We start from the raw sequence: 20,839 nt of genomic DNA on the forward strand, positions 1-20,839 counted from the left end.
CGCGAAATCAATCGTCCATCCGCCCGGCGGAGGATGGACGCAGGCTCCACGGAACACCTACGACACGAAGGCGAGTACGAAGTGGCACAGTCCGACGGAACTCCCGGAAACTCCGCTCTGCGTGAGAGCGTCGCCGCTCTCCGCGACAACCCCCGCGCCACCGTCCTGGTGATCGGCGGCGGCATCAACGGCATCGGCACGTTCCGCGAGCTCGCGCTCAACGGCGTCGACGTCGCGCTCGTCGAGCGGGGCGACTACGTCTCCGGTGCCTCGAGCGCCTCGAGCCACATGATCCACGGCGGCATCCGCTACCTCGAGAACGGCGAGTTCCGACTCGTCAACGAGGGTGTGCACGAGCGCAACGGCCTGCTGAAGATCGCTCCCCATTACGTGAAGCCGCTGCAGACGACGATCCCGATCTACTCGACGTTCTCGGGCATCCTCGCGGCCCCGCTGCGCTTCCTGACCCACAAGTCGGGCAAGCCGCAGGAGCGCGGCGCGCTGCTGATCAAGGTCGGCCTCACGATGTACGACTTCTTCTCCCGCGACGGCGGCACGGTCCCGCGCCACCAGTTCCGCGGGCGCAAGCGCTCGCTGAACGAGCTCCCCAAGCTCGACCCGAAGATCAAGTACACCGCCACCTACTTCGACGCCTCCGTGCACGAGCCCGAGCGCCTCGCGCTCGACGTGCTCCACGACGCGCTGATCGGCGGCAGGAAGGCTCGCGCGGCCAACTACGTCGAGGCCGTCGGCGCCGACGAGAAGGGCGTCGTCCTGCGCGACCGCGAGTCCGGCGAGGAGTTCACCTTCGCGGCCGACGTCGTCGTCAACGTCTCCGGACCGTGGACCGACTTCACCAACACGGCTCTCGGCACGACCACCGCGTTCATGGGCGGCACCAAGGGCTCGCACATCGTGCTCGACAACCCCGAGCTGGTCGAGGCCTGCGAGGGCCGCGAGATGTTCTTCGAGCACAGCGACGGACGCATCGTCCTCATCTACCCGCTCAAGGGCCGCGTGATGGTCGGCACGACCGACATCGACGCCGACCCCACGAAGCCGGCGGTGTGCACGGAGGAGGAGATCGACTACTTCTTCGAGCTCGTCAACCACGTCTTCCCGGCGATCCGCGTGGACCGCTCGCAGATCGTGTTCAAGTTCTCCGGCATCCGCCCGCTGCCGCGTCACGACGACGAGGCGCCCGGCTTCGTCTCCCGCGACTACCGCATCGAGCCCTCGACGCTCCCCGGCAACGGCTCGCCCGTGCTCAGCCTGGTCGGCGGCAAGTGGACGACGTTCCGCGCCCTGTCCGAGCACCTCTCGAACGAGGTCTTCAAGCGGATCGGTGTGACGCGTCGCGTCTCCACCGTGAAGACCCCCATCGGAGGCGGCAAGGGCTTCCCGCGCACCGACGCGTCCCGCGCGCAGTGGATCAGCCAGCACCGCTCCGGCCTGTCCTCGGCCCGCACGGGCCAGCTGCTCGAGCGCTACGGCACCCGCGCGCAGGAGGTCATCGAGGCCCTGGCCGATGGACACGACGAGGCGCTCGACTTCGACAAGGACTTCACCACCGGTGAGATCCGCTACCTCGCCCAGCGCGAGAGCGTGGTGCACCTGATCGACCTGGTCATGCGCCGCACCAACCACGCCTTCACGGGCGGCCTGAGCCGCGAGCTCCTCGACGAGCTCGCCGAGCACACCGGCGCCGTGCTGGGCTGGGACGACGCGAAGCGGGCGTCCGAGGTCGACGCGACCATCGCGCACCTCAAGGAGTACAACGGCGTCGACGTCGGGGGCACTTCGGTGCAGACCCCGACGGCCGTGCCCGCCTCCTGATCGGCGATCAGGCGCGGATCGACGGAAGCCCCGGACCGAGGACCACCTCGACCGGGGCTTCTGTCGCGACAACGCACAAACGTGCACGCGCCGTTCCTTGTCGCTAGGACAGGGCGCCGATAACTTCACACCGTCGGGCATCGAAGCCCGCCGCGGGCGCCTGTGCGCGTCCGTCTTACGAAAAGGAAAAGGTCAACGTGGACAATCTCGGAGTGGTCTTCCTCGCCGAAGTCGTGGGAACGGCCATGCTCGTGCTCCTCGGCTGCGGTGTCGTCGCCAACGTCGCGCTCGTGAAGAGCAAGGGTCTCAACGGCGGAACCCTCATGGTCAACATCGGCTGGGGCTTCGCGGTCTTCGCCGGCGTGATCGTCTCGTACAACTCGGGGGCGCACCTCAACCCCGCGGTCACCCTGGGCCTCGTCGCGAGCGGTGCGACCGAGTTCGGTTCCGGCGTGCCCGTCAACATCGTCTCGATCCTCGTCTACATCCTCGCCCAGATGATCGGTGCGATCCTCGGCGCCGTGTTCTGCTGGCTCGCCTACAAGCAGCACTTCGACGAGGAGCCCGACGCGGCCAACAAGCTCGGCGTCTTCTCGACCGGCCCGGCGATCCGCTCGTACGGCTGGAACTTCGTCACCGAGGTCATCGGCACCTTCGTCCTCGTCTTCGTCGTCATCGGCTTCGGCGGCGGACGTCAGGGCGACGGCGGTCTGGCCGCACTCGGTGCGCTGCCCGTCGCCATCCTGGTGATCGCGATCGGCGCCTCCCTCGGCGGCCCGACCGGCTACGCCATCAACCCCGCCCGCGACCTCGGCCCCCGCATCGCGCACGCGCTGCTGCCGATCAAGGGCAAGGGCTCGAGCGACTGGAGCTACGCCTGGGTGCCCGTCGCCGGCCCGATCGTCGGTGGTGTGCTCGCGGGCCTCGCCTCGCTCGTGCTGCTCCCGGTCCTCTAGACCGCCGCGCTTCCTCTCACCCCCGTTACGAAGGAGTAATCATTCATGGCTGACTACGTCATCGCTATCGACCAGGGGACCACGTCGTCCCGCGCGATCATCTTCGACAAGAAGGGATCGATCGTCTCCACCGGCCAGAAGGAGCACGAGCAGATCTTCCCGCGCGCCGGCTGGGTCGAGCACGACCCGATCGAGATCTGGAACAACGTCCGCGAGGTGATCGGCCAGGCGCTCTCCCGCGCCGACCTGACCCGCCACGACATCGCCTCCGTCGGCATCACCAACCAGCGCGAGACCGCTGTCGTCTGGGACAGGACGACCGGCAAGCCCGTCTACAACGCCATCGTCTGGCAGGACACCCGCACCCAGTCGATCGTCGACCGCCTCGCGGGCGACGAGGGCGCGGACCGCTTCAAGTCGATCGTGGGCCTCCCGCTCGCGACCTACTTCTCCGGGACCAAGATCGTCTGGATCCTCGAGAACGTCGAGGGTGCGCGCGAGAAGGCCGAGGCGGGCGACCTGATCTTCGGCACGACGGACACCTGGGTCCTCTGGAACCTGACCGGCGGCATCGACGGCGGCGTCCACAAGACCGACGTCACCAACGCCTCCCGCACCCTGTTCCTCGACCTCGAGACCCTCGAGTGGCGCGACGACATCCTCGAGGCCTTCGGGGTCCCGAAGTCGATGCTCCCCGAGGTCTGCTCCTCCTCCGAGGTCTACGGCCACGTCGAGTCCTCGTCGCTGCTGCGCGAGGTCCCGATCGCCGGCATCCTCGGCGACCAGCAGGCCGCGACCTTCGGCCAGGCGGCGTTCGATCCGGGCGAGGCGAAGAACACCTACGGCACCGGGAACTTCCTGATCTTCAACACGGGCACCGAGATCGTCCACTCGAAGAACGGGCTGCTGACGACCATCGGCTACAAGCTCGGCGACGGCGAGGTGCACTACGCGCTCGAGGGCTCGATCGCGGTCTCCGGCTCGCTGATCCAGTGGCTGCGCGACAACCTGGGGCTCATCGGCTCGGCCCCCGAGGTCGAGGCACTGGCCGCCACGGTCGAGGACAACGGAGGCGCGTACTTCGTCCCCGCCTTCTCGGGTCTGTTCGCCCCCTACTGGCGCTCGGACGCGCGGGGAGCTCTCGTCGGCCTCACCCGCTACGTCAACAAGGGCCACATCGCCCGCGCCGCGCTCGAGGCGACCGCCTTCCAGACCCGCGAGGTCCTGGACGCGGTCAACGCCGACTCCGGCGTCCCCCTGCAGGAGCTCAAGGTCGACGGCGGCATGATCGCCAACAACCTGCTCATGCAGTTCCAGGCCGACATCCTCGGCGTCCCGGTCGTCCGACCCGTCGTCGCGGAGACCACGGCGCTCGGAGCGGCCTACGCGGCCGGTCTCGCGGTCGGCTTCTGGGAGAACCTCGACGACCTGCGCCAGAACTGGCAGGAGGACTCGCGCTGGACCCCGCAGATGGACCAGGACGAGGCCGCCCGCCAGTACCGCCTCTGGAAGAAGGCCGTCACCAAGACCTTCGACTGGATCGACGAGGACGTGCAGTAGCACCGCACCGCTGAACGACGAGGGCCCGCGCACGCAGAGTGCGTGGGCCCTCGTGCGTGGATCTCGATACGCCCGCTGCGCGGGCTGCTCGATCAGCACGGGGTGGATCGCTGCGCGGGCTGCTCGATCGACAGGCGCGAGGAGCGGCCGCTTTCATGCTGGTCGAGTAGCGCGCAGCGCGTATCGAGACCCGCCCCGGGGGAGCTCCGTCAGAGCAGCGGGCGCCGACGCCCCGTCGCGACCGCGAGGAGCGCGAGGGCCAGCAGCCGGGCCGGACCCGCCAGTACGGCCGCGGCCGTGGGCGGCGCGGACGCCGACAGCGCGGCGAGGGGCACGGCGTCCTCGAGGACGGTGCCGCTCGTGAAGGTCACGACGCTGAGCGGCGCCAGGGCCGCGAAGAGCACGAAGAGCGGTGCCCGGACGATCGTGCCGACCAGCGCGCCCCAGATCGCGCCACCGACACCAGCCACGGGCACGAGGGTCACGACGCCGACGTCCGGGGTGCGACGATCATTGATGCGCGCCACGGGTGAGGTCGGTTCGCGCCTCTGGCCCTACCTGCCGACCTCGATGCTAGACATATCCGTATGAGTGATGCAGCGGTGAAGAAACGACTCCCGGCACGGCGGTGGCTGTCGTGAGATCCCGTTCCGACCTCGTCGTCCTCGTCGTCCTCGGTCTGTACGGTCTCGTCCGGGTCGTCCTCGAGGCCCCTGCGGTCGTCGTATCGCCGAGCGCGCTCGGGATCGTGTCGCTGTGCACCTCCGCCGTGCTCCTCGTCGTGGCGATCGCGGCGCTCGCCCTCGAGCTGCGGCACCGACGGAGGAAGCGTGCTGCTGCGGTCTCGACCGCCGCCGCCCAGATGGGCCGAGAGGCCGTCGGCGGGTAGTGGAGCCGGCCCGTCGGCCCGCGTCAGCGCCCACCGCGCGTCGACCTCCCGTCACGCTGGTCGAGTAGCCCAGCAGGGGCGTATCGGGACCCGCCGTCGTCAGCAGGGCGGGGCAGCAGACGAATGCTCTGATGCTGGTGGATCTCGCTACGCCCGCTGCGCGGGCTACTCGATCAGCACGGGGTGGTCCCCACTTCGACGAAGCGACCTTCCCTCTGAGTGCCGCCGCCGATCGAGACGCCGGACCGGGACCGCTCAGCCCGTGAGCCCCGCGACCGCGTCGAGCTCGTCCAGCGAGCCGATCCGCCGCACGCCCAGCTCCACCGCCTCGACCGGCAGCTCGCGGCCGTGCTCCGGCCCGCCGACGCGGTCGAGCCACACGCCGTGCAGGCCGGCAGAGGCAGCCCCTCGGGCGTCGGTGCCGAGCCGGTCGCCGACGTAGAGCGCCTCCGCCGGGGACACTCCGAACCGCTCGCAGGCGATGGCGAAGATCCGGGCGTCCGGCTTGGTGACGCCGACGTCGCCCGAGGCGATGACGTGCTCGAAGCGACCGGAGATGCCCGTGCCCTGGATCTTCCTCAGCTGGAAGTCGAGCACGCCGTTGGTGATCACGCCGAGGCGGACTCCGGCGGCGGCGAGCCGGTCGAGGACGGGCAGCGCGTCGTCGTGGAGGGTCCAGGCGGCGACGTAGTGCTCGAGGTACCCGCGGAACCAGGAGCTCGCGTCCTCGGGACTCAGCGCCACTCCGGCCTCCGCTGCGAAGTCCGTGGCCCGCGCCCGCCGCTGGCCCTCGTAGTCGAGCTCGCCCGCGAGGTAGCGGTGGTAGTGCTCCTCCTCGAGCAGGTGCCAGCGCCGCTGCACGTCGAGGGGATCGGCGGAGTACGCGTCGCCGAGCGAGGCGGCGTACGCGACGATCCCCTCCCGCACGGCGCGGGCATGGGCGAAGAGCGTGTCGTCGAGGTCGAAGAGCGCGAGCCGCAGCACGGCCGGCTCAGCGGACGCGGCGGAGGAGGCCGACGGAGTCGTAGACCGCTGCGAGCGTGCGCTCCGCGGTCTCGGACGCGCGGTCGGCGGCGAGGGAGAGGACTCGGTCGAGCTCGGCCGGGTCGGCGAGCAGCTCCGCGGTCCGCGCGCGGATCGGCTCGAAGGTGGCGGCGACCACCTCGACGAGGCCCTTCTTGAGGTCCCCGTAGCCGCGGCCCGCGTACTCCTGCTCGAGCGACTCGACGGAGCGGTCGGCGAGGACGGAGTAGATGGTCAGGAGGTTCGAGACGCCGGGCTTCGCCGTCCGGTCGAAGCGCACCTCCGACTCGGTGTCGGTCACGGCGCGCATGATCTTCTTCGCGGTCGCCTTCGGATCGTCGAGCACGCTGAGCAGGCCTGCATCCGACTCCGCCGACTTCGACATCTTGGCGCCCGGGTTCTGCAGGTCGAAGATCTTCGCGGTCTCACGGACGATGTGGGGCTCCGGCACGGCGAAGGTCTCGCCGAAGCGCGAGTTGAAGCGCGCCGCGAGATCGCGAGTGAGCTCCAGGTGCTGCCGCTGGTCCTCGCCGACCGGCACCGCGTCCGTCTGGTAGAGCAGGATGTCGGCCGCCATCAGGATCGGGTAGGTGAAGAGGCCCACCGACGCGGCCTCCGTGCCCTGCTTCGCCGACTTGTCCTTGAACTGCGTCATCCGGCTGGCCTCGCCGAAGCCGGTCAGGGTGTTGAGGACCCAGGCGAGCTCGGCGTGGGCGGGCACGTGGGACTGGATGAAGAGGGTCGAGCGCGCGGGGTCGATGCCCGCGGCGATGTACTGCGCGGCGGTCGCGCGGGTGCGCTCGCGGAGCTGCTGCGGATCCTGCGGGACCGTGATCGCGTGGAGGTCGACGACGCAGAAGTAGGCGTCGAAGTCCTCCTGCATCGCGACCCACTGGGTCAGCGCGCCGATGTAGTTGCCGAGGTGCAGCGACCCGGAGGAGGGCTGCATGCCGGAGAAGATGACGGGCTTGGCGCCCGGGGTGCTGGGAGTCATGGGTGGCCTCGAGGGGTCGGGATCGCGGGGGAGAGGGTCAGAGCTCGTAGTCGACGACCACGGGGGAGTGGTCGGACCAGCGGGTGTCGTAGGAGGCGGCGCGGTCGACCTCGTAGCTGCGGGCGAGGTCGGCGAGCGCGGGCGTGGCGAGCTGGTAGTCGAGGCGCCAGCCGGTGTCGGTGTCGAACGCCTGGCCGCGCTGCGACCACCACGTGTAGGGTCCGGGCACCTCGCCCGCGAACCGGCGGCCGAGGTCGACCCAGCCGAGTCCTGCACCGGCGTTGTAGTCCGGGTCGCCCTCGGCGCCGACGAAGCGGTCGAAGTAGGCGCGCTCCTCCGGGAGGAAGCCGGCCTTCTTGACGTTGCCCTTCCAGTTCTTGATGTCGAGCGTGCGGTGACCGACGTTGAGGTCACCCATCACGACGGCGAGCTCGCTGTGCGCCCGGATCTCGGGCAGGCGCGCCTCCATCGCGTCGAGGAAGCGGTACTTCTCGACCTGCTTGGGGGTGCCGACCTCGCCCGAGTGGACGTAGGTGGAGACGACGGTGATCGAGCGGCCGCCGACCTCGTAGTCGGCCTCGAGCCAGCGTCCGGCCGAGTCGAAGTCGTCGGCGCCGAACGTCACGCGGTGGATCGTGGCGCGCTTGCGGGAGGCGAGCGCGACTCCGGCACGGCCCTTGGCGGTCGCCTCGTCGTGCAGCACGTCCCACTCGTCGCCGAGCAGTCCGGTGAGGTCGTCGGTGGAGGCGCGGACCTCCTGCAGGGCCAGGACGTCGACGTCGCGGGCGGCGAGCCAGTCGCCCATCCCCTTGCGGTAGGCGGCGCGGACGCCGTTCACGTTGACGGAGGCGATGCGGAGGGTGCTGGATGTCACCCGGACATTCTACGGAAGGGGTCCGACACAGACGCGCGGGCGGGGGCCGCTCCGGACCCACCGCCGTGCGATCTGCAGGGGACGAGCCGCTCCCGGGCGCCTCCTCCTCGCAGGATCGCCCCTTCGGCTCGGATCCCCTGCAGACTGCACGCCCCCCTGCAGACGGCACGCCCCCCTGCAGACGGCACGCCCCCCCTGCAGACCGCACACCCCCGGGGAACGCGGAAGCCGGCGGCCGCCTCGCGCGACTCCCTCGGAGAGGGGGGAGGAGCGCGGAGGCGACCGCCGGCGGGACCGCTCAGGACGGTCGGTCGGTGGAGATCAGGCGGGGACGGCCTGCGCGGCGGCGGGCTCGGGCACCTCGGCGACCACGGGGGCGCGCTTGATGCTCTTCGCGATGATCACGCAGACGGCCGTGACCACCATGCCCACCAGGATGGCGACCAGGTAGAGGAGCGGCTGCCCGACCAGTCCGGTCACCCAGACGCCGCCGTGCGGGGCGCGGAGGGTGGATCCGAAGAGGGCGACGAGCGCCCCCGTGACAGCCGAGCCGACCATGGCGGACGGGATGACGCGGAGCGGGTCGACCGCGGCGAACGGGATCGCTCCCTCCGAGATGAACGACGCGCCCAGCAGGTAGGCCGCCTTGCCGTTCTGACGCTCCGCGTCGGTGAACAGGCGCTTGCGGAGCGACGTCGCCAGGGCCAGGCCCAGCGGCGGAGTCATGCCCGCCGCCATCACGATCGCCATCACCTTGAACTGCACCGAGTTCGGGTCGCCGTCGGCGGGGACGGAGGCGAGACCGGTGGTCGCGAAGGCGTAGGCCACCTTGTTGACCGGGCCGCCCATGTCGAACGCCATCATCAGCCCCAGGATGATGCCCAGGATGATCAGGTTGCCGCCGGTCAGGCCCGAGAGCCAGGCCGAGAGGCCCTCGCTGAGCGCGCGGAGCGGAGCACCGAGCACCACGAACATCAGGAAGCCGGTGATGAAGGTGGCGATCAGGGGGATGATCACGACGGGCATCAGCGACTTGAACGCCGCGGGGAGCTTGATCCGCGAGATGTACAGGGCCGCGTAGCCGGCGATGAACCCCGAGGCGAGACCGCCCAGGAAGCCCGCACCCACGGTGACCGCGACCGCGCCGCCGAGGAAGCCCGGCGCGATGCCGGGGCGGTCGGCGATGCCGAAGGCGATGAAGCCCGAGAGCACCGGCACCAGGAACGCGAACGTCGCGCTCCCGATCAGGAACATCACTCCGGCCCAGTCGGTGAGGTTCGCGACGTTGAACCCGTTGTCGATGATCTGCTGTGCCGTGAAGTCGACGATCCGGTAGCCGCCGAACAGGAACGACAGGGCGATCAGCAGACCGCCCGCCGCGACGAACGGGATCATGTACGAGACGCCGGTCATCAGGTTCTGGCGGATGCGCGTGCCGACGCCGACCTTCTTCGGCGCCGCGGGGGCCGCTGCCGGGGCCGTGCGGGCGGAGGCGGCGGCGGTGCCGGTTCCGCGCAGGGCCAGAGCGCGGTCGAGGACCTCGTCCGGCTTCGACAGGGCCTCGGCGACGCCCACCTGGAGGATCGGCTTGCCGGCGAACCGGTCCTTGCCGCGGACCTCGAGGTCGGCGGCGAGGATGACGACGTCCGCGGCGGCGATGTCGGCCGCGGTCATTTCGTCCGAGCCGGCCGCGCCCTGGGTCTCGACGTGGATCGGGTAGCCGCGCTTCTTCGCGGCCTGCTCGAGCGCCTCCGCCGCCATGTAGGTGTGGGCGATGCCCGCGATGCAGCTGGTCACGGCGACGAAGCGCGGTCCGGAGGCGGGGCTCGCGGCGGGCGCGTCCTGCACCGTCGCGACGGCGCGGTCGATGACCTCGGCCGCCTTCGCGAGCGCCTCCGACGTGCCCACCTCGAGGGTGGGCTTCCCGGCGAAGCGCTCCTTGCCGCGGACCTCGAGGTCGGCGGCGAGGATCACGACGTCGGCCTCGGCGATCGTCTGGTCGGACATGGGGTCGGAGCCCGCGGCGCCCTGGGTCTCGACCTGGATCGCGTACCCCTTCTTCTTCGCGGCCTGCTCGAGAGCCTCGGCCGCCATGTAGGTGTGCGCGATGCCGGCGATGCAGCTGGTGACGGCGACGATCCTCATGAGACGACGACCTCTCGGGCGATGATGTCCGCGACCTCCTGGCCGCTGGCGGCAGCGCGGAGGGAACCCGTGAAGGACTCGTGGATCAGCTTGCGGGCGAGCTGGGCGAGGATCTTGAGGTGCGCCTGGTCGGCGCCGTCCGGGGCCGCGATCAGGAAGATCAGGTCGGCCGGCCCGTCGGGGGCGCCGAAGTCGACGCCCTGCTTCGCGATGCCGACCGCCACGCTGGGCGAGACGACGTGGGAGGAGCGGGCGTGGGGGATCCCGATGCCGCCGGGCATGCCGGTGGCCATCTGCGACTCGCGGTCGCGGACGTCGGCGAGGAAGCCGTCGAGGTCGGTGACGCGGCCGGCGTCGGCGAGCGTCTTCGCGAGCTGCGCGGTGGCCTCGTCCTTCGTGGCGGCGGTGAGGTCGACGATGACCGTCGACGCCTCGGTGAGAGCAGTCATGCGCTCAGTTCTCCAATCGGGAGGGTGGGGTCGGGGTCCTCGACGACGGAGACGTCGTCGAGGTGGAGGGAGTCGGGACCCGGGGCTTCGCTGCCCGGGAGCTGGACGGCGGCGGTACCCCACGCGACTGCTGTCGCGAGGCGCTCCGCCTCCGTGGCGTCGACGGCCGAGAGGTAGCCGGCGAGCGTGCTGTCGCCGGCGCCGACGGTGCTGAGGGGCACGACGGCGGGGGCGCCCGCCCACCACGACGCGTGCGCCGTGACGAGGAGGGCGCCGTGCTCTCCGAGGCTGACGAGCGCTCGCGCGTCGGGCAGCTGCAGGAGTTCACGGGCTCCGGCGACGACGTCTCCGACCGTCGTCAGGGAGCGGCCGAGGAGCTCTTCGAGCTCCTCGAGGTTGGGCTTCAGGAGGGTGGCGGTGCCGGCCGCGATGATCGCGGTCAGGGGGGCTCCCGACGTGTCGACGGCGAGGGGGACGCCGAAGTGCAGGGCGAGGCGGCCGAGGGCGGGGTAGAAGTCCGCTCCCAGTCCCGGGGGGACGCTGCCGCAGGCGACGAGCCAGCGGGGCGAGGCCGAGACGTGCTCGCCGATCAGTTCGGAGAGGGCGCGAGCCTCCTCCTCCGTGACGGCGGGGCCGGGCTCGTTGATCTTGGTGGTGCGGCCGGTCCGGTCGTCGACCACGGTGATGTTGGTGCGGATCGGGTGGGCGATCGCCGCACTGGCCGAGCGGACTCCGGCGGCCCGGAGCATCGTGGACAGGTCGAGGCCGGTAGAGGCGTCCGCCGGGTAGACCGCGGTCGCCTCGACGCCGTTGCGGGCGAGGGCACGGGCGACGTTGACGCCCTTGCCGGCCGGGTCGCGCCGCACGTCGTGGGCGCGGTTGACCTCGCCGACGGCGAAGCCGCTCGTGGAGAGGGTGACGTCGATGCTCGGGTTGGCGGTGACGGTGACGATCATGCGCGGACGACCTCCGGGCCGGCCGACTCGATGTCGTCGGCGAGCTCGTCGTCGACACCGGCGTCGGTGATGACGGTGTCGACCGCGGACAGCGGAGCGACGTGCCCGAAGTCCTGCCGGCCGAACTTGGAGTGGTCGGCGAGGACCACGACCCGGCGCGCGGAGGCGATGATCGCGGACTTGACGACGGCCTCGTCGAGATCGGGGGTGGTGAGCCCCCGCTCGATGCTGAGTCCGTTCGTGCCGATGAAGGCGACGTCCACCGAGACCGTGGAGAGGGCCTGGGCGGCCCACGGGCCGACGGCGGCCTGCGTCACTCCGCGCAGGTGCCCGCCGATGAGGTGGAGGTCGATGTTGGGCCGGCCGACGAGCGCCATCGCGACGGGGAGGGAGTGGGTGACGACCGTCAGCCGGCGGTCCAGGGGGAGCAGCTCCGCCAGCCGCACCGTGGTGGTGCCGGCGTCGATGGCGATGGAGCCGCCGTCGGGCACCTCGGCGAGGGCCGCGGTGGCGATGCGGTCCTTCTCGCCGGCGAGGTGCCCCTCGCGGGCGGCGACCTCGGGCTCGATGCCCAGGCGCTCGACGGGGATGGCGCCGCCGTGCGCGCGGCGCAGCAGGCCGCGCTTCTCGAGACTGGTGAGATCGCGGCGGATCGTCTCCGGCGTCACGGCGAGGGAGAGGGCGAGGTCGCGGACCTCGACGCGCCCGTCGGTGCGGGCGCGGTCCAGGATCGCCTGGTGCCGCTCCGGTGCGTACATGTGGACTCCGTCGTCTCGCCGTGGGTGATGCGCCGGATCCGCGGTGTCGTTGCCGACCTCGGATCTGCGTTTACCTCTTTTTAGACCCGTTCGTGTGCGAAGTCAACAGAAACGGACAGACTCGGCAGGTGCATTCGGGCACCGAGACGCAGGGCTTCCCGGGAAGCGGTCCGCCGGATCAGGCGGCGAGCTGCTCGAGCTCCTCCTCGAGCTGCGCGAGCTGGCGCTCCAGGCGCCGCCGTTTCAGGAGGGACGCCTCCGGCAATGCGGCCCGCAGGCGCTCGCGCTCGGCCTCGGCGAGAGTGCGGCGGGCGGTGCGCAGCTGCTCCTCCCGCTCCTTCTCGCGCTCCTCCGGGGTGAGCTTGCGCGCCGAGATCCCGGCATCGCTCATCCCGACGGAGATCCACGACGCCGCGATCAGGATCACCTGGCAGACGAGGTTGAACCAGATCAGAAGTCCGATGAGCACCGCGAACGAGGCGAGCAGCGGGTTGCGGGAGGCGCCGCCCAGCAGCTGCGTCCCGAGGACCTTGAGCGCTCCGAGGGCGATCCCGCCGAGCAGCGAGCCCGCCCAGAGGTTCTTCCACGGGATCGAGATGCCCGAGAGGACGCGGAAGGACCCGGCGAGCGTGCCCGTGTCGAGGGCGAGCATGATCAGCAGGCCCACCACGCTGCCGGCGAGGCGGCCGAGCATCGACTCGCTGCCGATCCCGAGGAAGTCGAACGCCACATCCACCAGCGAGGTCGAGAACACGGAGAGACCCGCCGAGACCAGCAGCACCGCTCCGAAGATCAGGGCGAGCCCCGCGTCCTTGAGCTTGAGCAGGACGAAGAGGGTCGTCGGTCCGGGGAGCGAGAAGAGCAGTCGCACCGCCTGGCGCAGGCTTCCCAGGAAGTTGAGCGCCGTCCAGAGCAGGCCGGCCGCTGCGATCGCGCCCGTCCAGCCGAGGATCGAGGAGTCGAGCAGGTCGTCGACCGACACGAGGGCGTTCTTCCCGCCGATCAGACCGGGCACCGAACGGGTCACCAGGTCGAGGAGGGAGTCGCGCAGGACCGAGTCGTCGCGCACCCAGAAGCCGAAGACGGCGAAGAAGACGAACAGCGCCGCGAAGACCGCGAACAGGGCCTGGAAGGCGAGTCCGGAGGCGAAGAGGGGCCCGCCGGTCTCGGAGTAGTGGAGCATCACCCGCACCGGCCGCGTCCGCATGATCCGCTCGAACAGGCCCGGGATCCCGCGGGGAGTGTCGGCCGCCTCGGTCATTCCTCCAGCGTAAAGCGCCCGTGCACGTCGGACGTCACGGTGCACGCGCGATCGCGAGAACGCACGTGCACCGTGACCTCGAGCGCGCACCTCAGCGAGTCCGGCCTCGCGCCAAGGTCCCCAGGATCACTGTCGAGGTCCGGGCCCAGTCGTGGACGACGTCGGCGTAGCTGAAGCGCAGCACCGTGTACCCGCTGAGCACGGCGGCGGCGTCGCGGCGCCGGTCGCGGGTGAACGCCTCGGCCGCGGTGTGCCAGCGGCGCCCGTCGAGTTCGATCACCAGCCAGTCGTCGATCAGCAGATCGACGCGTCCGACCCCGGGTATCTCCGCCTGGGGCCGGCAGCCGACGCCGCACGCGAGCAGCCGGAAGCGCGTGAGCGACTCGATGCCGGATTCGGCGCGGCCGTCGAAGGCGGACAGGAGCGGGTGCAGGCGGCCGGGGAGGAGCGCCATCGTGCCGGCGAGCAGTCCCGGACCGATGATCCCGCGGTGGAGAGCGGAGTCGACGACGGCGACGGACTCGTCGGACGGCTGACAGAGGAGGAGGTGCTCGAGCGCCCTCTCGGTCGAGGCCACGACGGCCGGTCCGGTCGGCATCGGGATGCGACGGCTCCAGTGCACCACCACGCCCGGGTCCGTGGTGCGCGCCCTGTTCGAGCTGTGGACGCCCAGGTGCAGGCGATCGTCCTCGGGCCGGTACGCGCCGCGGGCGTCGAAGAAGGACACGCACGAGACGAACCCCGCGTGGAGGACGGCCTGCTGCTGGTCAGCGCGGGCGTCCGCGGCAGCGAACCAGCCCGGCCGGAGTCGTGTCAGCGTGCCGTTGCGCACCGCCGCGCGGGGATCGACGCCGAGCGCGCGCAGACGGGAGAGGTGGAGGACGCCGGTGAGCACGGATCGAGTGTTCCGCCTGACTCCGCTGCTCGCCCGCCGCAACTGTCGACCTGTGGAGCCCCGTCCCGATCCGCCTCCTGTGGGGGAGCGGCCCGTGCACGGCAGAAGCCGCCGTGCACGCCGGATCCGAGGATCGAGCGTGCACGGCCGCTTCCGGCGTGCAGGTCAGGCGCGGCCGCGGATGACGGCCTGCTTGACCTCGGCGATCGCCTGCGTGATCTGGATGCCGCGCGGGCACGCCTCCGTGCAGTTGAAGGTCGTGCGGCAGCGCCACACGCCCTCCTTGTCGTTGAGGATGTCCAGGCGCGCTCCACCGGCGTCGTCGCGCGAGTCGAAGATGAAGCGGTGGGCGTTCACGATCGCCGCGGGGCCGAAGTACTGCCCGTCGGTCCAGAACACGGGGCAGGACGAGGTGCACGCGGCGCAGAGGATGCACTTCGTGGTGTCGTCGAAGCGGGCGCGGTCGGCGACCGACTGCACGCGCTCCTTGCCCGTGGGCGCCGGGGTGTTGGCGACCAGGAAGGGCTGCACCTCGCGGTAGGAGGCGAAGAACGGCTCCATGTCCACGACGAGGTCCTTCTCGAGGGGCAGGCCCTTGATCGCCTCGATGTAGATCGGCTGCGAGATGTCGAGATCCTTGATCAGCGTCTTGCAGGCCAGACGGTTGCGGCCGTTGATCCGCATCGCGTCGGATCCGCAGATGCCGTGCGCGCACGAGCGGCGGAAGGTCAGCGACCCGTCCTGGTCCCACTTGATGCGGTGCAGGGCGTCGAGGACGCGGTCGGTCGAGTACATCTCGACGTCGAAGTCCTGCCAGCGCGGCTCCGCGTCCACCTCGGGGTCGAAGCGGCGGATGATGAACGTGACGGTGAACGCCTCCGGGGCCGCAGGGGCGGCGGGCGGCTGCTCGAGGGTAGCGGTCGACACGGCTAGTACTTCCTCTCCATCGGCTGGTACCGGGTGATCACGACGGGCTTCCAGTCGAGCCGGATGTGGTCACCGGCGTCGGAGGAGTGGGCGTCACCGGAGAGGTACGCCATCGTGTGCTGCATGTAGTTCTCGTCGTCGCGCTTCGGGAAGTCGTCGCGCATGTGGCCGCCGCGGCTCTCCTTGCGGTTGCGCGCCGAGTAGACGACGACCTCGGCGAGGTCGAGCAGGAAGCCCAGCTCGACGGCCTCGAGGAGGTCGGTGTTGAAGCGCTTGCCCTTGTCCTGCACCGAGATGTTGCGGAACCGGTCGCGCAGGCGCTGGATGGTCCCGGTGACGGACTCGAGGGACTCGTCGGTGCGGAACACCTGGGCGTTCTTGTCCATCTCGTCCTGCAGCTCCTTGCGGATCGAGGCGATCCGCTCGGTGCCGGTCGCGGAGCGGAGCGAGGCGAGCATGTCGCGGATCGCGCCGGCCGGGTCGGCGGGCAGGGGGGTGAAGTCGACCGTCTTGGCGTAGTCGGCGGCGTTGTTGCCGCTGCGCTTGCCGAAGACGTTGATGTCGAGCAGGGAGTTGGTGCCGAGGCGGTTGGAGCCGTGCACCGAGACGCACGCGCACTCGCCGGCGGCGTAGAGGCCGGGGACGACGGTCGTGTTGTCCGAGAGCACCTCGGCCTTGACGTTGGTCGGGATGCCGCCCATCGCGTAGTGCGCGGTCGGCATGACCGGGACCGGCTCGACGACCGGGTCGACGCCCAGGTAGGTGCGGGCGAACTCCGTGATGTCGGGGAGCTTGGTCTCGAGCACCTCGGCGCCCAGGTGGGTGCAGTCCAGCAGTACGTAGTCCTTGTGCGGGCCGGCGCCGCGCCCCTCCGCCACCTCCTGGACCATGCAGCGGGCGACGATGTCGCGCGGCGCCAGGTCCTTGATGGTGGGCGCGTAGCGCTCCATGAAGCGCTCGCCCGAGGCGTTGCGGAGGATCGCACCCTCTCCTCGCGCTCCCTCGGTGAGGAGGATGCCGAGGCCGGCGAGGCCGGTCGGGTGGAACTGGAAGAACTCCATGTCCTCCAGCGGGAGGCCCTTCCGCCAGATGATGCCGACGCCGTCGCCGGTGAGGGTGTGCGCGTTGGAGGTGGTCTTGTAGATCTTGCCGAAGCCGCCGGTCGCGAAGATGATCGCCTTCGCCTGGAAGACGTGCAGCTCGCCCGTGGCCAGCTCGTAGGCGACGACGCCGGAGGGCTTGGCCACTCCGTCGACCTCGGTCATCACCAGGTCGAGGACGTAGAACTCGTTGTAGAAGTTGATGCCGAGCCGGACGCAGTTCTGGAACAGCGTCTGCAGGATCATGTGGCCGGTGCGGTCGGCCGCGTAGCAGGCCCGGCGTACGGGCGCCTTGCCGTGATCGCGGGTGTGACCGCCGAAGCGGCGCTGGTCGATCTTGCCCTCCTCGGTGCGGTTGAAGGGCAGGCCCATGTTCTCGAGGTCGATGACCGCGTCGATGGCCTCCTTCGCGAGGATCTCGGCAGCGTCCTGATCGACGAGGTAGTCGCCGCCCTTGACGGTGTCGAAGGTGTGCCACTCCCAGCTGTCCTCCTCGACGTTCGCGAGGGCGGCGGCCATGCCGCCCTGCGCCGCTCCGGTGTGGGAGCGGGTCGGGTACAGCTTCGAGATCACGGCCGTCTTCGCCTTGGGGCCGGCCTCGATGGCCGCGCGCATCCCGGCACCGCCGGCGCCGACGATGACGACGTCGAACTGGTGGTAGTGGACGCCGTCGGGTCCGACGGTCTGCGCGAAGGCGCTCTGGTCGGCGCCGGTGTGGGAGTGGCCTGGTGTGCTCACGGGGTGGGTGCTCCGTCGTACGGGGTTGGGAGGGGGAGGTGCCGGGACGCGGTTCCGCGGACCGGGAGGGGCGCGGGCCCCTCTCCGATCCGCGGCGCCGTGGTCACGCTGCGCAGAAGGAGGGCAACAGGTCCGCGGCGGTGCCGGCGGGGCACGGGTCGAACGCGAAGACGACCCAGGTGCCGAGCGCGATCAGCGCGACGACGGCGACGAGGATGCCGCCCTTGAAGGCCTTGGCCAGCAGGGGCGAGGTCGCGTAGTCGTTGACCAGCGTCCGCATGCCGTTGCCGCCGTGGATCAGCGCGAGCCACAGCATGAGGACGTCCCACCACTGCCAGAACGGGCTCGCCAGCTTGCCGCCGACGAAGCCGAAGTCGATGGCCTTGATGCCGTCGCCCAGCAGCAGGTTGTAGATGAGGTGCCCGAAGATCAGGACGATCAGCACGACGCCGGAGGCGCGCATGTAGATCCAGCCCCACTTCTCCCAGTTGGTACCGGAGGAGCGGGTCGGGGTGTGCGGGGTCCGCGGTGCGGCGACGGTGCTCACTGCGCACCCCCCTCGCTGAAGACGTTGATGAGGTGGCGCGGCGCGAAGCCGAGCATCAGCACGACCCAGAGGCCCATGACGACCCAGAAGAGGACGCGCTGGTTGCGGGTCGCCCAGCTCCAGAAGTCGACCAGGATGATCCGCAGGCCGTTCAGCGCGTGGAACGCGATGGCGCCCACGAGCCCGGTCTCGCCGAGTCCCATGATCGGGTTCTTGTACGTCCCGATGACCGCGTTGTACGCCTCGGGGCTCACGGCGATGAGAGCGGAGTCGAGGACGTGGACGAGGAGGAAGAAGAAGATGGCGACACCGGTGATCCGGTGGAGCACCCACGACCACATGCCTTCGCGACCGCGGTAGAGGGTGCCGGCCGGACGCCGGATCTTCCCCTGCTTCCGGGGTGCGAGGGTTTGAGCAGCTTGAACTGACACGAACAACCCTCCCTGGTTGTGCTCCGACGGCCTGACCTGTTCCCACGTCGCGTGGACGGGGACGGGGCGGGGAGCGACGAGAAACTCGCCCTCCGATTCTAAGCGGGTGCGCAGGCGGGCGCGGCTTAGGCGAGCCTTAGCTGCGGGGCAGGGCGAGGGCGGGCGCCCCCGCGGTCGCGTAGTGCGCGAGGAGCTCGTCGGTGAGCGCGCTCCAGGTGCGGTGGAGCACGCGGCGGCGGCCCGCCTCGCCGAGCCGGGCGCGCAGTGCGGGATCGCGGACCAGGCGCTCCACCTGCCGGCGCAGGTCGGAGTCGCTCTCGGGCGCGTAGAGCAGGCCGTCCACGCCGTGCTCGACGAGGTCGGTGGGTCCGCCCGCGTGGGGCGCGACCACCGCGGTGCCGGACGCCTGCGCCTCCTGGACAGTCTGGCCGAACGTCTCCTCCGTGCCCGTGTGCACGAAGACGTCGAGCGCGGCGAAGACCGCCGGCAGCCGGTCGCCGTCGAGCCGGCCGAGCATCCGCGCCGCCGGGCCCAGGGCGGCGGCGACCCGGGCGGAGGAGGGGCCGTAGCCGCCCACCACGAGCTCGGCGTGCGGGACGGAGGCGAGTGCCGCCATCCGCTCCACCCTCTTCTCGGGGGAGAGGCGCCCGATGTAGCCGACGAGCGCGTCCTCGGCGCCGAGTCCGGCCCGGACCGCCTGCGCGTAGGGGGAGGAGCGGCGGCGCGGGTGGAATCGCTCGCTCTGCACGCCGCGGCCCCACAGCGCGGTGCGCTCGATGCCGGCGGCGGCGAGGTCGTCGAGGGCGCTGGTGGAGGGGGCGAGGGTCAGGTCCGCCCCGGCGTGGATCTGGCGGATCACCCGCCAGGCGAGGGCGCGGGCGCCGCGGATGCCGTAGCGGGCCGCGAACCGCGCGACGTCCGTCTGGTAGATCGCGACACTCGGCACCCCGAGCCGGCCGGCCGAGGCGATGGCGCGGGCGCCGAGGAGGAAGGGCGAGGCGACGTGCACCACGTCGGGCTCGAAGTCGGCCAGCTCCCGGGTGAGGGCGAGCGTGGGGATCCCGACCGGGAAGTCGCGGTAGGCGATCGCCGGGTGCTCCACGACGCGGTGGCCCGCGTAGTGGCCCGGCGCCCCCGCGGCCGGGCAGACGACGAGCGCCTCGATCCCGCGCTCCGCGAACTCGTCGAGCACCCGCAGGACGCTCGTGGTCACGCCGTTCAACGACGGCAGGAAGCTCTCGGTGACGACCGCGACTCTCACGCCCCGGACGCTACGGCGGCGGGATGAACGGCGGCGCGCGCCCGGGTGAACGGACGGTCGCGCTCGGGCTCCCTTGTATCCTGCGGACATGACATCACCTGAGACCGATGGCCGCGCCCCGCTCGACCGCTTCTACAGCGTGATCCCCGCCGGCGGGATCGGCTCGAGGCTGTGGCCGCTCTCCCGGGCCGACGCCCCGAAGTTCCTGCACGATCTGACGGGGTCGGGACAGACCCTCCTCCGCGACACCTGGGACCGCCTCGCGCCCATCTCGGGCGCCGACCGGATCATGGTCGTCACCGGCCGCGCGCACCGGGCCGCCGTCGAGGAGCAGCTCGAGAGCCTCGAGGACCTCAACGTCGTCCTCGAGAGCGAGCCGCGCGACTCCTCCGCCGCGATCGGCCTGGCCGCCGCCATCCTCGAGCGCCGCCAGCCGGGCGTGATCATCGGCTCGTTCGCCGCCGACCACGTCATCAGCGGCCAGCAGCTCTTCCACGACGCGGTCGCCGAGGCCGTCGTCGCGGCGGACGCGGGCTACATCGCGACCATCGGCATCACGCCGACCGAGCCGGCCGTGGGCTTCGGCTACATCCGCACGGGGAAGCACCTCGGGATCGACGGGGCGACGCACACGCTCGCCGTCGACTCCTTCGTCGAGAAGCCCGACGCCGACACGGCGCGCGCCTACCTCTCCAGCGGTCAGTACCTCTGGAACGCGGGCATGTTCATCGCCCGCGCCGACCGCCTCCTCGAGGAGCTCGGCCGCGCCAAGCCGAAGCTGCTCGCCGGGCTGCTCGAGCTCGCCGCCGCCTGGGACACCCCGGAGCGCGGTGCGGTCGTCGACCGCATCTGGCCGGGCCTGGAGAAGATCGCGATCGACTACTCCGTCGCCGAGCCGGCCGCGGCCGCGGGCAAGCTGGCCGTCGTGCCGGGCCACTTCTCGTGGGACGACGTGGGCGACTTCGCGTCCATCGCGAAGCTGCACTCGAGCGGTCTCCGCTCGGACCTCGCCATCCTCGGCGAGGACGCCCGCGTGCTGGCCGACTCCGCGACGGGCATCGTCGTGAGCGGCGGCAACCGCACCATCGCCCTCATCGGAGTGAAGGACATCGTCGTCGTGGACACCCCCGACGCGCTCCTGGTCACCACGACCGAGAACGCCCAGAAGGTCAAGGGCGTCGTCGACGCCCTGCGCCTCTCCGGCCGCACCGACGTCCTCTAGCCCTCCGTCCCCCTCTG

20 protein-coding genes are annotated in these 20,839 nt (G+C 71.0%); 5 read left to right on the forward strand and 15 right to left on the reverse strand.

Going from position 1 to position 20,839, the window contains the following annotated elements; all coding sequences use genetic code 11:
- Window positions 1-81 precede the first annotated feature (81 nt).
- The 3 genes from C5C24_RS05075 to glpK all read left to right on the forward strand — a co-directional run bounded on the left by C5C24_RS05075 (window position 82) and on the right by glpK (window position 4,352).
- Window positions 82-1,836 carry a glycerol-3-phosphate dehydrogenase/oxidase gene (locus C5C24_RS05075; protein WP_258065055.1) on the forward strand — a complete coding sequence of 585 codons (1,755 nt, stop codon included), beginning with the start codon at window positions 82-84 and terminating at the stop codon, window positions 1,834-1,836.
- A 245-nt stretch (window positions 1,837-2,081) separates the two neighbouring features.
- Entirely contained in the window at window positions 2,082-2,792 is a 711-nt protein-coding gene (locus tag C5C24_RS05080; protein ID WP_374952909.1) for an MIP/aquaporin family protein, read from the forward strand.
- A gap of 45 nt (window positions 2,793-2,837) precedes the next feature.
- Window positions 2,838-4,352 carry a glycerol kinase GlpK gene (gene glpK / locus C5C24_RS05085; protein ID WP_104226427.1) on the forward strand — a complete coding sequence of 505 codons (1,515 nt, stop codon included), beginning with the start codon at window positions 2,838-2,840 and terminating at the stop codon, window positions 4,350-4,352.
- A gap of 209 nt (window positions 4,353-4,561) precedes the next feature.
- On the opposite strand, the gene C5C24_RS05090 is transcribed toward glpK, so the two are convergent.
- A complete protein-coding gene (locus C5C24_RS05090) occupies window positions 4,562-4,822 on the reverse strand; it encodes a hypothetical protein (protein ID WP_146082526.1) in 261 nt (86 codons plus the stop codon).
- Window positions 4,823-4,989: 167 nt separating this feature from the next.
- Between C5C24_RS05090 and C5C24_RS05095 the strand changes: the two genes are divergently transcribed.
- Complete coding sequence (locus tag C5C24_RS05095; protein WP_146082527.1) at window positions 4,990-5,241, forward strand: hypothetical protein; 252 nt, start codon at window positions 4,990-4,992, stop codon at window positions 5,239-5,241.
- Window positions 5,242-5,496: 255 nt separating this feature from the next.
- Here C5C24_RS05095 and C5C24_RS05100 read toward each other — a convergent pair whose 3' ends face one another.
- From C5C24_RS05100 to C5C24_RS05165, 14 genes are all read right to left on the reverse strand, one after another.
- Window positions 5,497-6,225: an HAD family hydrolase gene (locus C5C24_RS05100; protein ID WP_104304458.1), complete on the reverse strand. Its 729-nt coding sequence runs from the start codon at window positions 6,223-6,225 to the stop codon at window positions 5,497-5,499.
- A gap of 7 nt (window positions 6,226-6,232) precedes the next feature.
- Window positions 6,233-7,258: a tryptophan--tRNA ligase gene (trpS, locus tag C5C24_RS05105; protein WP_104304459.1), complete on the reverse strand. Its 1,026-nt coding sequence runs from the start codon at window positions 7,256-7,258 to the stop codon at window positions 6,233-6,235.
- Window positions 7,259-7,295: 37 nt separating this feature from the next.
- On the reverse strand, window positions 7,296-8,132 hold the full coding sequence (locus C5C24_RS05110) for an exodeoxyribonuclease III (protein WP_104275357.1): 837 nt from the start codon (window positions 8,130-8,132) through the stop codon (window positions 7,296-7,298).
- Window positions 8,133-8,453: 321 nt separating this feature from the next.
- The gene (locus C5C24_RS05115; RefSeq protein WP_104275356.1) at window positions 8,454-10,277 is read right to left on the reverse strand and encodes a PTS fructose-like transporter subunit IIB; all 1,824 of its coding nucleotides are present in this window, start codon (window positions 10,275-10,277) and stop codon (window positions 8,454-8,456) included.
- Window positions 10,274-10,726 (reverse strand): PTS sugar transporter subunit IIA, encoded by a 453-nt coding sequence (locus C5C24_RS05120; protein ID WP_097166616.1) that lies wholly within the window; start codon window positions 10,724-10,726, stop codon window positions 10,274-10,276. Before C5C24_RS05120 ends, C5C24_RS05115 begins: the two co-directional genes overlap by 4 nt.
- Window positions 10,723-11,682, reverse strand: coding sequence for a 1-phosphofructokinase family hexose kinase (locus C5C24_RS05125; protein WP_104304460.1), 960 nt, complete (start codon window positions 11,680-11,682; stop codon window positions 10,723-10,725). The genes C5C24_RS05120 and C5C24_RS05125 overlap by 4 nt, the downstream gene beginning before the upstream one ends.
- Window positions 11,679-12,440: a DeoR/GlpR family DNA-binding transcription regulator gene (locus C5C24_RS05130; RefSeq protein WP_104275354.1), complete on the reverse strand. Its 762-nt coding sequence runs from the start codon at window positions 12,438-12,440 to the stop codon at window positions 11,679-11,681. The genes C5C24_RS05125 and C5C24_RS05130 overlap by 4 nt, the downstream gene beginning before the upstream one ends.
- A gap of 178 nt (window positions 12,441-12,618) precedes the next feature.
- Complete coding sequence (locus tag C5C24_RS05135) at window positions 12,619-13,701, reverse strand: YhjD/YihY/BrkB family envelope integrity protein (RefSeq protein ID WP_104281376.1); 1,083 nt, start codon at window positions 13,699-13,701, stop codon at window positions 12,619-12,621.
- A 91-nt stretch (window positions 13,702-13,792) separates the two neighbouring features.
- A complete protein-coding gene (locus C5C24_RS05140) occupies window positions 13,793-14,596 on the reverse strand; it encodes an endonuclease domain-containing protein (RefSeq protein WP_104304461.1) in 804 nt (267 codons plus the stop codon).
- Window positions 14,597-14,761: 165 nt separating this feature from the next.
- On the reverse strand, window positions 14,762-15,523 hold the full coding sequence (locus C5C24_RS05145) for a succinate dehydrogenase iron-sulfur subunit (protein WP_104304462.1): 762 nt from the start codon (window positions 15,521-15,523) through the stop codon (window positions 14,762-14,764).
- Window positions 15,524-15,525: 2 nt separating this feature from the next.
- On the reverse strand, window positions 15,526-17,262 hold the full coding sequence (gene sdhA, locus C5C24_RS05150; RefSeq protein ID WP_104281414.1) for a succinate dehydrogenase flavoprotein subunit: 1,737 nt from the start codon (window positions 17,260-17,262) through the stop codon (window positions 15,526-15,528).
- A gap of 202 nt (window positions 17,263-17,464) precedes the next feature.
- Window positions 17,465-17,908: a succinate dehydrogenase hydrophobic membrane anchor subunit gene (locus tag C5C24_RS05155; RefSeq protein ID WP_104304463.1), complete on the reverse strand. Its 444-nt coding sequence runs from the start codon at window positions 17,906-17,908 to the stop codon at window positions 17,465-17,467.
- Entirely contained in the window at window positions 17,905-18,291 is a 387-nt protein-coding gene (gene sdhC / locus C5C24_RS05160) for a succinate dehydrogenase, cytochrome b556 subunit (protein WP_258058781.1), read from the reverse strand. Before sdhC ends, C5C24_RS05155 begins: the two co-directional genes overlap by 4 nt.
- A 184-nt stretch (window positions 18,292-18,475) precedes the next feature.
- Window positions 18,476-19,600 carry a glycosyltransferase family 1 protein gene (locus tag C5C24_RS05165; RefSeq protein ID WP_104281377.1) on the reverse strand — a complete coding sequence of 375 codons (1,125 nt, stop codon included), beginning with the start codon at window positions 19,598-19,600 and terminating at the stop codon, window positions 18,476-18,478.
- Between the two features lie 88 nt (window positions 19,601-19,688).
- On the opposite strand from C5C24_RS05165, the gene C5C24_RS05170 reads away from it, so the two are divergent.
- Window positions 19,689-20,822 carry a mannose-1-phosphate guanylyltransferase gene (locus C5C24_RS05170; protein ID WP_104223184.1) on the forward strand — a complete coding sequence of 378 codons (1,134 nt, stop codon included), beginning with the start codon at window positions 19,689-19,691 and terminating at the stop codon, window positions 20,820-20,822.
- Window positions 20,823-20,839 lie beyond the last annotated feature (17 nt).

It is taken from the genome of Rathayibacter sp. AY2B3 (genome assembly GCF_002931755.1).
Lineage (GTDB): Bacteria > Actinomycetota > Actinomycetes > Actinomycetales > Microbacteriaceae > Rathayibacter.

Coding starts and splice junctions, on each gene's coding strand:
- C5C24_RS05170 (WP_104223184.1), top strand. CDS start 19,689: ATGACATCACCTGAGACCGATGGCCGCGCCCCGCTCGACCGCTTCTAC.
- C5C24_RS05080 (WP_374952909.1), top strand. CDS start 2,082: ATGCTCGTGCTCCTCGGCTGCGGTGTCGTCGCCAACGTCGCGCTCGTG.
- glpK (WP_104226427.1), top strand. CDS start 2,838: ATGGCTGACTACGTCATCGCTATCGACCAGGGGACCACGTCGTCCCGC.
- C5C24_RS05120 (WP_097166616.1), bottom strand. CDS start 10,726: ATGACTGCTCTCACCGAGGCGTCGACGGTCATCGTCGACCTCACCGCC.
- C5C24_RS05130 (WP_104275354.1), bottom strand. CDS start 12,440: ATGTACGCACCGGAGCGGCACCAGGCGATCCTGGACCGCGCCCGCACC.
- C5C24_RS05135 (WP_104281376.1), bottom strand. CDS start 13,701: ATGACCGAGGCGGCCGACACTCCCCGCGGGATCCCGGGCCTGTTCGAG.
- C5C24_RS05125 (WP_104304460.1), bottom strand. CDS start 11,682: ATGATCGTCACCGTCACCGCCAACCCGAGCATCGACGTCACCCTCTCC.
- C5C24_RS05115 (WP_104275356.1), bottom strand. CDS start 10,277: ATGAGGATCGTCGCCGTCACCAGCTGCATCGCCGGCATCGCGCACACC.
- trpS (WP_104304459.1), bottom strand. CDS start 7,258: ATGACTCCCAGCACCCCGGGCGCCAAGCCCGTCATCTTCTCCGGCATG.